General features: G+C 53.0%; 16 protein-coding genes. 12 read left to right on the forward strand and 4 right to left on the reverse strand.

Annotated elements, in window-relative coordinates; genetic code table 11:
* Positions 1-29 precede the first annotated feature (29 nt).
* A complete protein-coding gene (gene mqnE, locus DFP98_RS19085; protein ID WP_116062195.1) occupies positions 30-1,133 on the reverse strand; it encodes an aminofutalosine synthase MqnE in 1,104 nt (367 codons plus the stop codon).
* Positions 1,134-1,324: 191 nt separating this feature from the next.
* Between mqnE and DFP98_RS19090 the strand changes: the two genes are divergently transcribed.
* The 5 genes from DFP98_RS19090 (at position 1,325) to sda (ending at position 4,029) form a co-directional block, all read left to right on the forward strand.
* Positions 1,325-1,837, forward strand: a complete 513-nt coding sequence (locus DFP98_RS19090) for a hypothetical protein (RefSeq protein ID WP_116062196.1) — start codon at positions 1,325-1,327, stop codon at positions 1,835-1,837.
* A gap of 57 nt (positions 1,838-1,894) precedes the next feature.
* On the forward strand, positions 1,895-2,254 hold the full coding sequence (gene erpA, locus DFP98_RS19095; RefSeq protein ID WP_116062197.1) for an iron-sulfur cluster insertion protein ErpA: 360 nt from the start codon (positions 1,895-1,897) through the stop codon (positions 2,252-2,254).
* Positions 2,255-2,533: 279 nt separating this feature from the next.
* Complete coding sequence (locus DFP98_RS19100; protein ID WP_181917793.1) at positions 2,534-2,782, forward strand: aspartyl-phosphate phosphatase Spo0E family protein; 249 nt, start codon at positions 2,534-2,536, stop codon at positions 2,780-2,782.
* A 170-nt stretch (positions 2,783-2,952) separates the two neighbouring features.
* Positions 2,953-3,624, forward strand: a complete 672-nt coding sequence (locus DFP98_RS19105) for a YheC/YheD family protein (RefSeq protein ID WP_116062199.1) — start codon at positions 2,953-2,955, stop codon at positions 3,622-3,624.
* Positions 3,625-3,885: 261 nt separating this feature from the next.
* A complete protein-coding gene (gene sda / locus DFP98_RS19110; RefSeq protein ID WP_116062200.1) occupies positions 3,886-4,029 on the forward strand; it encodes a sporulation histidine kinase inhibitor Sda in 144 nt (47 codons plus the stop codon).
* On the opposite strand, the gene DFP98_RS19115 is transcribed toward sda, so the two are convergent.
* Both DFP98_RS19115 and DFP98_RS19120 read right to left on the reverse strand, forming a co-directional pair.
* A complete protein-coding gene (locus DFP98_RS19115) occupies positions 4,026-4,265 on the reverse strand; it encodes a hypothetical protein (RefSeq protein ID WP_116062201.1) in 240 nt (79 codons plus the stop codon). The genes sda and DFP98_RS19115 overlap by 4 nt on opposite strands.
* 118 nt (positions 4,266-4,383) lie before the next feature.
* Entirely contained in the window at positions 4,384-5,379 is a 996-nt protein-coding gene (locus tag DFP98_RS19120; RefSeq protein WP_116062202.1) for an NAD(P)/FAD-dependent oxidoreductase, read from the reverse strand.
* Positions 5,380-5,626: 247 nt separating this feature from the next.
* Between DFP98_RS19120 and DFP98_RS19125 the strand changes: the two genes are divergently transcribed.
* The 4 genes from DFP98_RS19125 (at position 5,627) to DFP98_RS19140 (ending at position 9,311) form a co-directional block, all read left to right on the forward strand.
* Positions 5,627-6,823, forward strand: coding sequence for an NAD(P)/FAD-dependent oxidoreductase (locus tag DFP98_RS19125; protein ID WP_116062203.1), 1,197 nt, complete (start codon positions 5,627-5,629; stop codon positions 6,821-6,823).
* On the forward strand, positions 6,823-7,098 hold the full coding sequence (locus DFP98_RS19130; protein ID WP_116062204.1) for a hypothetical protein: 276 nt from the start codon (positions 6,823-6,825) through the stop codon (positions 7,096-7,098). Before DFP98_RS19125 ends, DFP98_RS19130 begins: the two co-directional genes overlap by 1 nt.
* A 192-nt stretch (positions 7,099-7,290) precedes the next feature.
* Positions 7,291-8,709, forward strand: a complete 1,419-nt coding sequence (aspA, locus tag DFP98_RS19135; RefSeq protein ID WP_116062205.1) for an aspartate ammonia-lyase — start codon at positions 7,291-7,293, stop codon at positions 8,707-8,709.
* Positions 8,710-8,870: 161 nt separating this feature from the next.
* Positions 8,871-9,311: a hypothetical protein gene (locus DFP98_RS19140; protein ID WP_116062206.1), complete on the forward strand. Its 441-nt coding sequence runs from the start codon at positions 8,871-8,873 to the stop codon at positions 9,309-9,311.
* A gap of 45 nt (positions 9,312-9,356) precedes the next feature.
* Here DFP98_RS19140 and hemQ read toward each other — a convergent pair whose 3' ends face one another.
* A complete protein-coding gene (gene hemQ / locus DFP98_RS19145; RefSeq protein WP_116062207.1) occupies positions 9,357-10,115 on the reverse strand; it encodes a hydrogen peroxide-dependent heme synthase in 759 nt (252 codons plus the stop codon).
* A 199-nt stretch (positions 10,116-10,314) separates the two neighbouring features.
* Between hemQ and DFP98_RS19150 the strand changes: the two genes are divergently transcribed.
* Genes DFP98_RS19150 through DFP98_RS19160 form a run of 3 tightly spaced genes read left to right on the forward strand, consistent with a single transcriptional unit; the run spans position 10,315 to position 12,627 of the window.
* The gene (locus tag DFP98_RS19150; RefSeq protein WP_116062208.1) at positions 10,315-10,626 is read left to right on the forward strand and encodes a YuiB family protein; all 312 of its coding nucleotides are present in this window, start codon (positions 10,315-10,317) and stop codon (positions 10,624-10,626) included.
* Positions 10,627-10,669: 43 nt separating this feature from the next.
* Complete coding sequence (locus DFP98_RS19155) at positions 10,670-11,089, forward strand: GtrA family protein (RefSeq protein WP_116062209.1); 420 nt, start codon at positions 10,670-10,672, stop codon at positions 11,087-11,089.
* 56 nt (positions 11,090-11,145) lie between these two features.
* Positions 11,146-12,627, forward strand: a complete 1,482-nt coding sequence (locus tag DFP98_RS19160) for a DnaD domain protein (RefSeq protein ID WP_116062210.1) — start codon at positions 11,146-11,148, stop codon at positions 12,625-12,627.
* The last annotated feature ends 16 nt before the right edge of the window (positions 12,628-12,643 follow it).

Raw genomic sequence — 12,643 nt, forward strand, 5'->3', positions numbered from 1 at the left:
CCCCGTCTTACTCGACGGGGAACTCCCAATTACTCGTATACTTTGACTTCGTTGTAGAACGTATCGCGTTCCACCGGAATTCGGCCTGCGCCTTTAATGAGCCATACCAGGTCTTCGCGCGTAATGCCGTCCGGAGTTAATGCGCCAGCCGCATGGCTGATCTTCTCCCGGACGATCGTGCCGTGCGCATCGGAGGCACCCATCGTGAGCGCGACTTGCGTAAGCTGAGTGCCGATGTTGATGAAGTAGGCTTTAATATGTTGGATGTTATCCAGCATCAGACGGCTGATCGCGATCGCTTTAAGATCGTCGTAAGCGGAATTCCTGCGCCGGATGCTCGCTTTCGGGCTGATCGGCTGCATCGACAGCGGGATGAACACCTGGAAGCCGTTCGTCTCGTCCTGCAGGTCGCGAACGTGGATCATATGCTGCACCCGCTCCTCTAACGACTCTACGGAGCCGTACAGCATCGTCGTATGCGTGCGCAAGCCGAGATTGTGCGCCGTGCGATGTACGTCCAAATACTGCTCGATATTCGCCTTGGTTACGCGCATCTTTTTCCGATACTGATCGGACAAAATTTCCGCGCCGCCTCCCGTCAACGTCTCCAGGCCGGCTTCGATAAGCCGCTCCAGCACTTGACGGTATGTCAGTCCGGAAATGCGGGAGAAGAAATCGATTTCAGCTGCCGTATAGGCCTTCATTGTTACGTCGGGATATTTTTCCTTCAGCGCGCGAATCGATTCTACATAATAGTCGAACGGTACATGAGGATTGTGGCCGCCGACGATATGGAATTCCCGGACGCCGGGATGGATGTGCTGCTCGACGTAATCGATCATTTCCTGAGGCGATAGCGTATAGGAGCCCTCTTGTCCCTCGTCTTTGCGGAAATTGCAAAAAGCGCAGCGCGCTTCGCATACGTTCGTGAAGTAAAGACTCATGTTTTCGATGAAGTAGACCTTCTTGCCGTTCTTCCTTAGATTCACCTCGTTGGCCAATTGCCCAATCGTCAACAGGTCGTCGGAGCGATAGAGGAAAAGTCCGTCCTCAAGAGACAGACGTTGACCGTTCCGGACTTTATCGGCGATTTCCGCCATTTGGCGGTCAGGGTGTGTCGTAACGAGAGTCATGGCATGCGCCTCCAGCCGTAATGAAATAAAAGTAGTGCGACAGGGATGTCGACTGTTTGTGAAAAAAATAACTTTCCAGAAAAACATATAAACCCAAATGTGAACAACCTGTAAATATTATAAACCTGAACCCCCCTTACGGCAACTGGAAATAGAAAAGGGTATAAACTAACGCAAAAAGGGGAATCAACTTGAATAATAAGAAAATTATGGTTATTGTAAAAATAAAATATCGAATAAGGCGGTGTGTTAATCTGAAACCGGATATTTTACCCCTTCACGAACTGGAAAAGCTAGAGGAAGCCGAGAAAATCGAAACGCTGAGGCAGTACAGGGCGGCGTATACGATCAAGGATCTTAGCCAGGCCTGGAATTTGAACAACCCGATTCAATACTACATGTGGCTTAAAAAGCAGCACATTTACGAGCAGATTGTGCGCAAAGCGGATAAATTCGAGCCGTCCAAGGAATGGAAGAGGATGCAAGCGTCCGGAAGGCTGGACAGCGGCAGGAAGGACGTTCGCAGTCTTTCCGCCGATCAATTCCGCTATACGCTGGACACGGAATCGGTTGGACAGGATTTGGCGCACGTTTTTAATCGATTGGCCGATTTTCTGCTCAACGAGAAAGGGCAATTCCGCTGTCGCATCGAATTGAAGGGGATCGCACACCAGCCTACGGGCGATGCATCTCTTGAGGCTTAGAGCTCTCTGGAGTATACTGAGGAAGAGAACAGTATCGTCTAGGGAGGGAAACCGACAATGATGAACATCAGCGAATTGGCTACAGAGAAAATACAGGAAATGCTTGCCGCGGAAGAAATTCCGAATTTGTTTCTGCGCATTGGAGTACAGGAAGGCGGATGCAGCGGCTTCTCATACGGCATGGGCTTCGACGATGAAATCAAAGAGGGCGACAGCGAAATGGAAGTTCGCGGCGTCAAAGTGGTCGTCGATAGCGACAGCATGAAATACTTGCGCGGCTTGGAAATTGACTGGAAGGAATCCGCCATGGGCGGCGGTTTCACCATTCACAATCCGAACGCAACCGTCACTTGCGGCTGCGGCTCCTCGTTCCGCACAGCGAAGGAAGCGGGCAACCCTGCGGCTGAGCCTTGCTAATCGGGTAATTCCAGGCGTTAGATTACGGCCTCCACGACGATGTTAGTCTATGACTAATTCGCCTTGGAGGCCGTTTTTGCGCTGGATTACTGTGAGCATAAACGGACTTCCATTTCAACTACATTTCACGAGATTAAAAAGGGCTTGTTTGTTTTGGTTGAAAAAGCTAATATTTGCTTAATATTCCCTAAGGAACTTTCCAAAAACTTTCGGTTTATGATAAGTTATAACAGGGCAAAGTTGGAGTTGAGAAACCCCAATGAGAAAGGCGGAACCAAAATGGAATTTCGGGAGAAGAGGTTAACGGCGCTGAAGCGCAATATCGAAAATCTGCGGAATGAAATGGTGCTTGCTTACGTAAAAAATGGGGATATGCGTCATGCGCAAGTATTGGAAATTTCCCAACTGCTGGACGAGGAACTGAACCGTTACGCGAAATGTCAGCAGCGTGCCAGAGCGGCGGCCAAAGCCGGACATAGATTCGTCTACCATTCTAGACGCAGCGAGAGCGTTACAGCCCGCAGATAAGCGCTATACTCCAACTTCGTTATTATTTAGATTAGATGCCTGCCGATAATTGACATCGGCTTTTTTGGCGTTCCTTCGCAAATTGGGGCGAATTTCCGGCGTCATCCATCCAAGAACCTGTCCTTCGCGATGAGTATGTATAATCATACCCTCAGGGAAGGAGCCGTTATATGGAAGTCACGATTAGCAGGCAGTTAGCCAACAAGTGGGTGAAGACGAACGCTTTGCGCTCCAATTCCTATATCGCCAGGCATATTCCGCCTTCGAGGCTGCTGAATGCGGCGAACTTGCGCAGGATGATCGCTGTTCACGGCATGGTTGTCATCAAACCGGTTCGCGGCGGCGGAGGAATCGGCGTCATGAAAATCGAGAAGCTCGGCTCGTCCTACAGACTTACGAATAAATCCAATAAAAGAACGTTTTCCTCATTCGAGAGATTGATGAAGGCTGTGAACTCCGCGCGTCTGAAGCGGACTTATTTGATTCAAAAAGGGATCCGGCTGGCGACAATCGGAGGCCGGCCGATCGATTACCGCGTGAAATATGTCAAAGAAAACGGAATATGGACGTATCGGTCGATGGTCGGGAGATTGGCGAGACGGGGCCTGTTCGTAACAAATCTGTGCCGGGGAGGCACTCAGATGACGGCAGCGCAAGGGATTCGCCGCTCGCTGTCGGCGAAGCTTGTCGGAAAGAAGAAGCGCGAAATGCGAAATTTGACGAAGGCGTCAACGGCGCTGCTTGAGAGTCGTTACCCGGGAATCGGACAGCTGGGTTACGATTACGCGATCGACCGAAAAGGACATATTTGGATGCTTGAAGTCAATACTCGACCGCAGTAAACGAAAATTATCGACAAAATTTTCTATAGAAGACGGTAATTAAATATTTTGCGGTTATGAAAGTTTTTTATTGGAAAATCGCCCAAAAACCTGTGTATAACTTCATCCACAATATACACACCGATATATCAAGGTTTTGAGGCAGATTTCAACAAAATACACACAACTTACTCACATTGCCTTGTGGATAATTGTCGGCTTGTCCCCCCTGCTCCAGGCATGCTATGATGCCTTCACAAACCTAAGGAGAGGGTGTGGGTCATGTTGCCGTTGTTAACCGATGAACTGTTGTTGGATGCTTATCGGAGCGCGCTGCGCATGCAACTGGACAGGGAATTCGTACGATTGCTACGAACGGAAATCCGGCGTAGGAAGCTGACGGTTCCCGAAGAAAGGGTTGTCTAGATATGCCATGCGGCAATTTCCACCGGAAATGCATATTGGCAGCCGACACAGCGAACGATGTGCCGGCAAGTCGTCCTTTCGGCAGTGGAAGGCTCCTCGAAGGAGACGAGCTCGGGCTCGTAGGGAGAATAGGGTCCGCTCCAATCGCTCGAACGACCTTCGTCTTCGGCGGCGGAACCGCAATTCGGACAAAAAATCTCTAGGGGGCTTAAAGCGTTGCAGATCGGACATATCAAACAGGGCATCCTCCTTAGGCCGGCAACAACCGGTTTTCCTAAGCTAGGATGCCCTTATTATAATTGTTTAAAAAGCGATGCCTAAGCGAACTTTATGATCCTTCAATGAAAGGTTTGCTTAAAATTTCATGTTGCTGCTGTGACCCGGAGACAGCTTGGCGTCCGGATCGATGTAGACTTTGGCATTGTTAATGGCCGTAGGCGCTTCGCCGAAACCGACGGCAATCAGCTTAAGCTTGCCGGGATAGGTCGTAATGTCGCCGGCGGCAAAGATGCCCGGAATGCTCGTCTCCATGCGGGAATCGACGACGATCGATCCGCCCTCTATGTCAAAGCCCCATTCCGCGATCGGGCCAAGCGAGCTCACAAAGCCGAAGTTAATGATTACCGCGTCGACCTCATGCTCGGTCGTTTCCCCGGATTTGACGTCGGTAAGCGTAACGCGGGAAATCGCGCCCTCTCCGTGCAGGCCGGTGATTTCCGTCGGCGTGACAACTTTAACGCTGGAGCGCTGAAGCAGCTCGACGCTGTGCTCGTGAGCGCGGAACTTGTCCCGACGATGAACGAGGGTCACCTGTTCGGCGATCGGCTCAAGCATGAGCGCCCAATCCAGCGCAGAATCGCCCCCTCCGCTAATCAGCACTTTCTGCCCGCGGAACTTTTCCAGATCGCTGACGAAATAGTGCAGGTTCGCTTTCTCGAAAGCGGCTGCCTCAGGCAGCTCCAGCTTGCGCGGCTCGAACGCTCCAACGCCCGCGGCAATAATGACGGCGCGTGCATGGTGAACCCCTTTATCGGTAACAATTTCAAAGAGGCGTTCCTCAAGCTTGGTCAGTTGGGCTACTTTTTCTTCCAAACAAACGTTGGGTTTGAAAAGCTCCAACTGGGCCTTCAAGTTATCGACGAGTCCTTGGGCGGTCACCTTCGGAAATCCCGCGACATCATATATATATTTCTCGGGATACAGTGCGGCAAGCTGGCCTCCGAGCTGAGGCATGCTCTCGATCAGACTGACGGACATCCGTCTCATACCGCCGTAGAAAGCTGCAAACAGGCCTGCAGGTCCTCCGCCGATAATCGCGACGTCCACGATTGACGTATTACTGGAATTCAAAATGCGACACCTCCGTGTTTTGATGCCGATAGTAGCAGCTTGCTACTAAACGCTTCAATTATAAACTTGTCGACTAAGAGAAGAAAGCTTTTTGTACAAATGTCCAAATATATTCATGAAAAAGAACCTTGAAAATTGTTGGAAAAGCCGATATGATCAACTATAGAATTTCGTTAAGTGGATTAACGAAAGAGATTGTGTAATTTTTCACAAACTAACCACACAAAAGGATTGGATGGGATCATCAATGAGCAGTATACCTAAGATCGTCATTCTGGGCGCAGGCTACGGCGGTGTTTTGACTTCGCTTCGTCTGCAGAAGGAATTGAATTATAATGAAGCGGATGTCACTCTGGTCAACAAGCATGATTATCATTACATTACGACGCACCTGCACATGCCTGCCGCAGGAACGGACAATCCGGAGAATGCCCGCGTCAACATCTCCAAGCTGATCGACGAGTTCAAGATCGACTTCGTCAAATCGACGGTTGTACAAATCCGTCCTCAGGATCGCAAGGTCATTCTGGAAGACGGAACGCTTTCTTACGATTATTTGATTATCGGTCTTGGCGGCGAGCCGGAAACGTTCGGCATTCCGGGAATGATCGAGCATGCGTTCAACATTCGCAGCATCAACTCCGTTCGCCTCATTCGCGAGCATATCGAATATCAATTCGCGCGCTTTAAGCGCGAGCCTCACCGCACGGACTATTTGACGTTTGTCGTCGGCGGCGCGGGCTTTACGGGCATCGAGTTCCTCGGCGAGCTGGCCGACCGCATTCCCGAGCTGTGCAAGCAGTTCGACGTCGATCAATCGCTCGTTAAGATCGTTAACGTCGAAGCGGCTCCGACTGCGCTTCCGGGCTTCGATCCGGAGCTGGTCGAGTATGCGATGCAAGTGCTGCAGAAGAAAGGCGTTACGTTCCGCATCGGCACGGCTGTCAAAGAGTGCACGGCGGACGGCGTTATCGTCGGCGAAGGCGAAGAGATCAAGTCGCAGACGGTCATTTGGACGGGTGGCGTTCGCGGTAACCGTCTGATCGAAGAAGCCGGCATCGAGACGATGAGAGGCCGCGTTAAGGTCGACGAATTCCTGCGCGCTCCGGGCCACGAGAACATCTTCGTACTGGGCGACAACTCGCTGGTATTCAACCCGGAAAACGAGCGTCCGTACCCGCCGACAGCGCAAATCGCGATGCAGCAGGGCGTCAACTGCGCGCACAACCTGGTCGCATCGATTCGCAATCAGCCGCTCAAGTCCTTCGCGTTCTCGAACAAAGGCGCGGTAGCATCGCTCGGCAAAGGCGAGGCGATCGGTCTTGCGTTCGGCAAGAAGTACAAAGGCCGTACGGCGTCGTGGCTGAAGAAGCTGATCGACATTCGATATCTGTTCATCATCGGCGGTATTCCGCTTGTGCTGCGCAAAGGTAAATTCCTGTAATGAGACACTGCAGCGTGCAAGTGCGGGGCCTGTTGACGCGAGACGAACTGGACCGTTACAACGCGCTGATGGAAGTCGGCTCTTATCTGGAGACGCAGAAGCGCTACGATCTCGTCGCCATCGTGCAAGCCGAAGTGGATCTGCTCATTCAGCCGGGCATTGAACGGTTGAAGGAGAAAGGACGCGCGAGAGACCGGATGACGCAGGAGTATTTGGAAGAGAAGCGTCGCGCCGAGTGGGAAGCCCAGATGAGCGCACTGGAAGAAGACGATTAATCGAACGGCCGGATCGGGCCGCTCTCCGCGGAAGCGGGAGCGGTCGCGATCCGGTTTTTGCATTTTGGCGGCTATGCTTGTCTTTGTTTCAGTGTACAATAAGAAGGAGAAGTAATTTATAGGGTGAACCAAAGGCTTCGATGAGATGTCCCCAGCGGAATGGAGAAAGGGAATTACAAGGGAGGAACAGAAATGCCTGGAAGAACGGAGAAAGACTCGATCGGAAGCAAGGAAGTGCCGGAAGAGGTGTATTACGGAATTCAGACTTTGCGCGCGGTGGAAAACTTTCCGATTACAGGAGTGCCGGTTCATCCCGAGCTGGTCGTTGCGCTCGCCCATGTGAAGAAAGCGGCCGCTCAAGCGAACATGCAGCTCAAAAGATTGCCGGCGCAGATCGGACAAGCGATCGTGCAGGCGGCGGAGGAAGTTGCGCGAGGCGATCTGTCCGACCAATTTATCGTCGACTCGATTCAAGGCGGCGCGGGAACCTCCATTAACATGAATATGAACGAAGTGCTGGCCAATCGGGCGCTTGAACTGATGGGGCGAGCGAAAGGCGACTATTTTCACTGCAGTCCGAATAACCATGTCAACATGTCGCAATCGACAAACGATGCGATTCCGACTGCGCTTCGCATCGCGGCTCACCGCTTGACCGATCAGCTCTTGGATACGATGGAAGAGGTGCGCCAAGGATTCGTTCGCAAGGAAGCGGAATTTGACGATGTGATCAAAATGGGCAGAACCCATTTGCAGGATGCGGTTCCGATTCGCATGGGCCAGGAGTTTGGCGCATATTCGAAGGTGCTGCAGCGGGACATGGGACGCATCCGCCGGGCTTCCGAGGGTTTGCTTTCGGTGAATATGGGCGCGACGGCGGTGGGCACCGGACTGAACGCAACGCCGGAATATATTCGGCTTGTCGTGGACAACATGGCGGACGAGCTGGATATCCCGATCCGTTCCGCTCCCGATCTCGTCGACGCGACCCAGAACACGGACGCCTATACGGAGCTGTCCGCCGCGCTTAAAGTATGTGCCGTCAATTTGTCGAAAATCTGCAACGATATTCGCATGATGGCGTCCGGCCCGCATGTCGGCTTAAATGAAATTTTGCTGCCGCCGAGACAGCCGGGTTCTTCAATTATGCCGGGCAAAGTGAATCCGGTTATGGCCGAGGTCGTGAACCAGGTGGCTTTCCAGGTGATGGGCAACGATCATACGATCTGTATGGCTTCCGAGGCGGGGCAATTTGAGCTGAACGTCATGGGACCGGTCATCGCCTTTAATTTGTTGCAATCGCTACAAGTGCTGCAGCGATCGCTCGACGTCTTTAACCGCTACGCGCTGGAGGGGATGGAGGCGAATCGGGCCAAATGCAAGGCGTACGTGGACAGAAGCTTCGGCATCGTCACGGCGCTGAACCCGCATCTCGGTTACGATGTGGCGGCTCAGTTGGTCAAGGAAGCGACGAAGACGGGCATGACGATCAAGGAGCTGATCCTGGAGAAGGGCTTGCTGACGCAGGAGGAAATGGACGAAATTCTCGATCCGATCCAGATGACGACGCCGGGGATCGCCGGAGAGCATCTGCTGAAGGAGCAGCTTTAAGAAAGTTCGCGCTATCCCGAAAAAGGGGAGATGGCGCGAACTTTTTTTAGCCTCAAATAGACAAAGAGGGGCGAATTTTGTATGAAATTTCATCTAATGTTGATGCGTGACAATAAGATGTTGTATGGTAGAAGTTGGTTGAATGGGGAGGAGGTTCTTGCTTGGTGAAAAAGATAAGTATACTCTTCATCTGCTGCTTCTTTTTCTATAGTTGTGGTCATAAAGCTGCTCACAATACGGAAGAAGCAAGCGATTTTCACTTCATGGTGGGGGTAAATAAAAGGGTGCTACAGGAAGGGGAGGAAGCGATATTCCAGGGTTCGCTCGAATATCGAGGAAAAAGAGAAATCCAATTTGATCTAGTGCCTTCTATGTGGATCGTAGTTACAAAGCAAGGGGACGCACCGACGGCTAAATATAAAACCTTTGAATTTGATCCTGCAAATGAATCAATGAATCCAGGCGATGTGTATAGCAATGAAGTTAAGGAGCTTCACCTGGAGAAGGGGAAATACAGTGTGTCGGCTAACTTATCGATTTTTTCCGCTAGAAACTCGCAGTACGCTTTAAACGCAGGTCCAATCGACTTTGAAGTAAAATAGGAAGCCCGACTGCAACGTCGGACTTCCTAATTAATCTGCTGAGAATCAGTTCCCCGAGTTTCTAGGCAACAAGCTCGCGAACGCTTCTTCCGTCAACAGATTGCCGACGAAGAACGAGCCGAACTCGCCGTAACGCGCGCTGACTTCGTCGAATCTCATCTCGTAGACGAGCTTCTTGAACTGCAAAGCGTCGTCGGAGAACAGGGTGACGCCCCATTCCCAATCGTCGAAGCCGACCGAGCCGGAGATGATTTGCTTGACCTTGCCGGCATAGCCGCGGCCGATCATGCCATGGCTTCTCATCAGCGTCTTGCGCTCCTCCATCGGCAGCATGTACCAGTTGTCCTCCAGGTTGCGCTTCTTGTTCATCGGGTAGAAGCAAATATGCTTGCTCTTAGGCAGGATCGGCTTCAAGCGCGCGACAATTTCTGGCACCTGCATCGGATCCACGCCTGGAGTTCCCATATAGTTGCTCAACTCTACGACGCTGACGTAGGAGTAAGCTTTCACGGTATAACGGGCAAAGCTCGAGCGGTTGAACGCATTCTCGATCTCGTTCAGCTCCTCCAGCGTCTCCCGCAGATGCATCAGAATGAAGTCGGCCTTCTGTCCGACGATCGAATAGAAGGCGTAGCTGCCTTCCTTGCGCTCTTCCGTCGCCGTCCATTCGGCGCGCAGCTTCGCAAGTTCGTCCAGCGCGGTTTTTTGTTCCTCAGAGGTCGCGGCGTTCCAGGCTTGCCAGTCGATCGTGCGCAGGTCGTGCAGCACATACCATCCATCCAATGTTTGAGCGGCTTCGCTCATCGGTCATCTCTCCTTGTCCAAGCTGTTTATTCCATTGTAGCCCAAGCGGAGAGCGAGGGGCAAACGCCGAAGACGCGTAAATCGAAGGAAAACGTTGTTTTCGGCTTTTTGTTCACAGCTCATTCACACGCACCGCGTTGACTGCGGACCGAGCAGCTTGTAAACTGGAAAAGAGTCTGATTTTGTGGAGGTTTGCGTAATGATCGGTGGAGTCCTTGGCGGCGTCTTGTTCGGAATTATCGGCTCGCTGCTCTGTCTGGTGCTCTTCTTCGGCATTGGCTTTATTTTGAACATGCTGATCAAGACGACCTGGTTTCCGTTGTGGCTGTTTGTGATCGTTGTCATTCCGCTCGGCATTTGGCAGCTGTGGCAAGAGGATTTGACCGTCACCGAAAATATACAATCGCTGCTTGTGTCCGATACGATTCTGATCGTGGCCGGCGCCGTCGGTGCGTACTTAAGCGGTTGGGCGATTCGCGCGCTGCGGCGCGGCGGATACAAAATGTTCTAGACCGCGGCTTAAAGCCAAGTCGCGCGAAGGCGGGGGGAGTCGCATGCTCCGATTATCGGAAATGTTGAAAATGGCGAAGTACGCGCTCGTGGGCGGGTTGAACACGGGTGTGGATTTCGCCGTTTTTTGTGCTTTGATTTACGGGTTGGGAATGCCGACTGCGGGAGCGCAGGTCCTATCTTATCTAGCGGGGACTGCGAACAGTTATTTGCTGAACCGCTACTGGACGTTCGGGGTGCGAGGACAGAAAAACGCGGCGGAGTTGGTTCGCTTCGTTGCGGTTAACGTCGTGTCGTTCGCCGCGGCTACGGCGGCGCTGCTAGGGCTCGAATACGCAGGACTGGAAGCGGCGCTAGCCAAGGCGATCTCCGTCTTCGTTTCACTTGCGGTGAACTATGCGGGATATCGACTATGGGTATTCGGCGGCAAGGAACGCCAGCGAATCGGCGAGCCCGAAGCTTGATTTATATGTTACAATAGTAGGATCATCACTTTGAAGAAAAGAGTGTCGATCCCGCAATGCGCGTGTCGAATTTAATGGAATTTACGGAAAATCATCGCTTTATCGTCCGCAGAGATTTTGCGCTCAGCGGCCTGGATCGGAAGGCGCTCGTCGGCTTTTATCAGCCGATGGCGGGGGCCGTTTCGGCCGCTTTCTACCAGCTGCTCTATCACCAAATCGCCGAAGACGCATCCGGAATATCGACTCCCGAGTCCCAGCGCAAGCTGTTTCTGGGGCTGGGAATCGAGCTGAACGCAGGCGGCCGCCAGGCGGTCGTCGAAGCGGCCTCGCGGCTGGAAGCGATCGGCTTGCTGCAGGTTTACCGCCATCATAATCCGCTGTCCGAGGAGACGTTGTACGAGTATGCGCTGATTGCGCCGCTCAGTCCGGCCGAGTTTTTCGCGAGCGAGCATCTAACGCTGCTGCTGTGCGACAAAATCGGCAAAAGCGCGCTGCTGGAGCTGCGCGACGGGTTTGCTTCCGAACCGCCGCCCGAGCTGGCGCGCTTCGTTAACCGCGAGGAGGCGACGGTGCACTTCTCGGAAATATTTCGCATCAGCCCCGGCCTTGTCGATCCGGAGCTGGAAGCGGGCTGGTCCGAGAGCGCCGTCGCGAAGGAGCAGAAAGCTTCCCAGCCTGCGGAGCGAATACGCCATAGCGAAATGCTGCTGCGTTTTCCGCGCGGATCGGCGAACCGGGTGTTCGTCGAGCGGCTGAATCGGGCGCCGCAGGCCATGGCGCAGATCAATTATTTGGCTTACAAATACGATTTGGAAGTGCCGGAGATTTGTCGTTTGCTCGACGAGGACGGCATGTTCCGTCACGACGGCACACTGCAATGGGACGACCTGCAGCATCGGGCCAATCTGATGTACAGGCAGGATCGCAAGCGCGCGGAAGAGCGGGAGCGGTTTCTCGCCCGAGGCGATGAGCGAACGGGTAGCCCTACAGGGGACGAGCCTGTCGCAATTCCGCCTTCCCTGCTGCTCGACATTCCCGAGCGGTTTCAGGAGAGTATTGCGGTGGAGCGATATAATGAATTGCTGCGCCGTGAGCCGTACACCCGAATGCTGGCGCGGTTCTTTCCGGGGGAAGTGCCGGACAACTTCGTGCGCGTATTCGAGCGCATTGATTTGAGCTACAAGCTGCCCGAGCCGGTCATCAACGTGCTGATCCATTATGTTTTCTCTCTGGGACGTGCGCAGCGGCTGACGAAATCGTTCGTCGACGCGATCGCGTCGAACATGCTGGCCAAAGGCATCGATACGATCGAGAAGGCGATCCTGTATATTCGCGAGCAGGAGAAGCTGAACGAAGCGCTAGACCGCAAAAATCGCGGAGACGATTCTGCCCGCGCGGCAGTATCGGGCGGACGCGGCGGCGGAAGGCGGAAGCCTGCGATGTCGGTCGTTAAAGATTCGGGGACGGCGGACGAGGTGACTCCCGAGGAGCTGGAGCGGATGCTTGCTCGCGCGAGGGAGCGGAAGAGCAAAAAATGACGCCGGTTAAGCGGCA

This window comes from Cohnella phaseoli (assembly GCF_003386235.1).
Lineage (GTDB): Bacteria > Bacillota > Bacilli > Paenibacillales > Paenibacillaceae > Cohnella > Cohnella phaseoli.

What these genes read in the sequence shown, in the direction of transcription:
- erpA (WP_116062197.1), top strand. Translation starts at nt 1,895, where the DNA reads ATGATGAACATCAGCGAATTGGCTACAGAGAAAATACAGGAAATGCTT.
- DFP98_RS19130 (WP_116062204.1), top strand. Translation starts at nt 6,823, where the DNA reads ATGAGACACTGCAGCGTGCAAGTGCGGGGCCTGTTGACGCGAGACGAA.
- hemQ (WP_116062207.1), bottom strand. Translation starts at nt 10,115, where the DNA reads ATGAGCGAAGCCGCTCAAACATTGGATGGATGGTATGTGCTGCACGAC.
- DFP98_RS19160 (WP_116062210.1), top strand. Translation starts at nt 11,146, where the DNA reads ATGCGCGTGTCGAATTTAATGGAATTTACGGAAAATCATCGCTTTATC.
- mqnE (WP_116062195.1), bottom strand. Translation starts at nt 1,133, where the DNA reads ATGACTCTCGTTACGACACACCCTGACCGCCAAATGGCGGAAATCGCC.
- aspA (WP_116062205.1), top strand. Translation starts at nt 7,291, where the DNA reads ATGCCTGGAAGAACGGAGAAAGACTCGATCGGAAGCAAGGAAGTGCCG.
- DFP98_RS19155 (WP_116062209.1), top strand. Translation starts at nt 10,670, where the DNA reads ATGCTCCGATTATCGGAAATGTTGAAAATGGCGAAGTACGCGCTCGTG.
- sda (WP_116062200.1), top strand. Translation starts at nt 3,886, where the DNA reads ATGTTGCCGTTGTTAACCGATGAACTGTTGTTGGATGCTTATCGGAGC.
- DFP98_RS19150 (WP_116062208.1), top strand. Translation starts at nt 10,315, where the DNA reads ATGATCGGTGGAGTCCTTGGCGGCGTCTTGTTCGGAATTATCGGCTCG.
- DFP98_RS19125 (WP_116062203.1), top strand. Translation starts at nt 5,627, where the DNA reads ATGAGCAGTATACCTAAGATCGTCATTCTGGGCGCAGGCTACGGCGGT.
- DFP98_RS19100 (WP_181917793.1), top strand. Translation starts at nt 2,534, where the DNA reads ATGGAATTTCGGGAGAAGAGGTTAACGGCGCTGAAGCGCAATATCGAA.
- DFP98_RS19105 (WP_116062199.1), top strand. Translation starts at nt 2,953, where the DNA reads ATGGAAGTCACGATTAGCAGGCAGTTAGCCAACAAGTGGGTGAAGACG.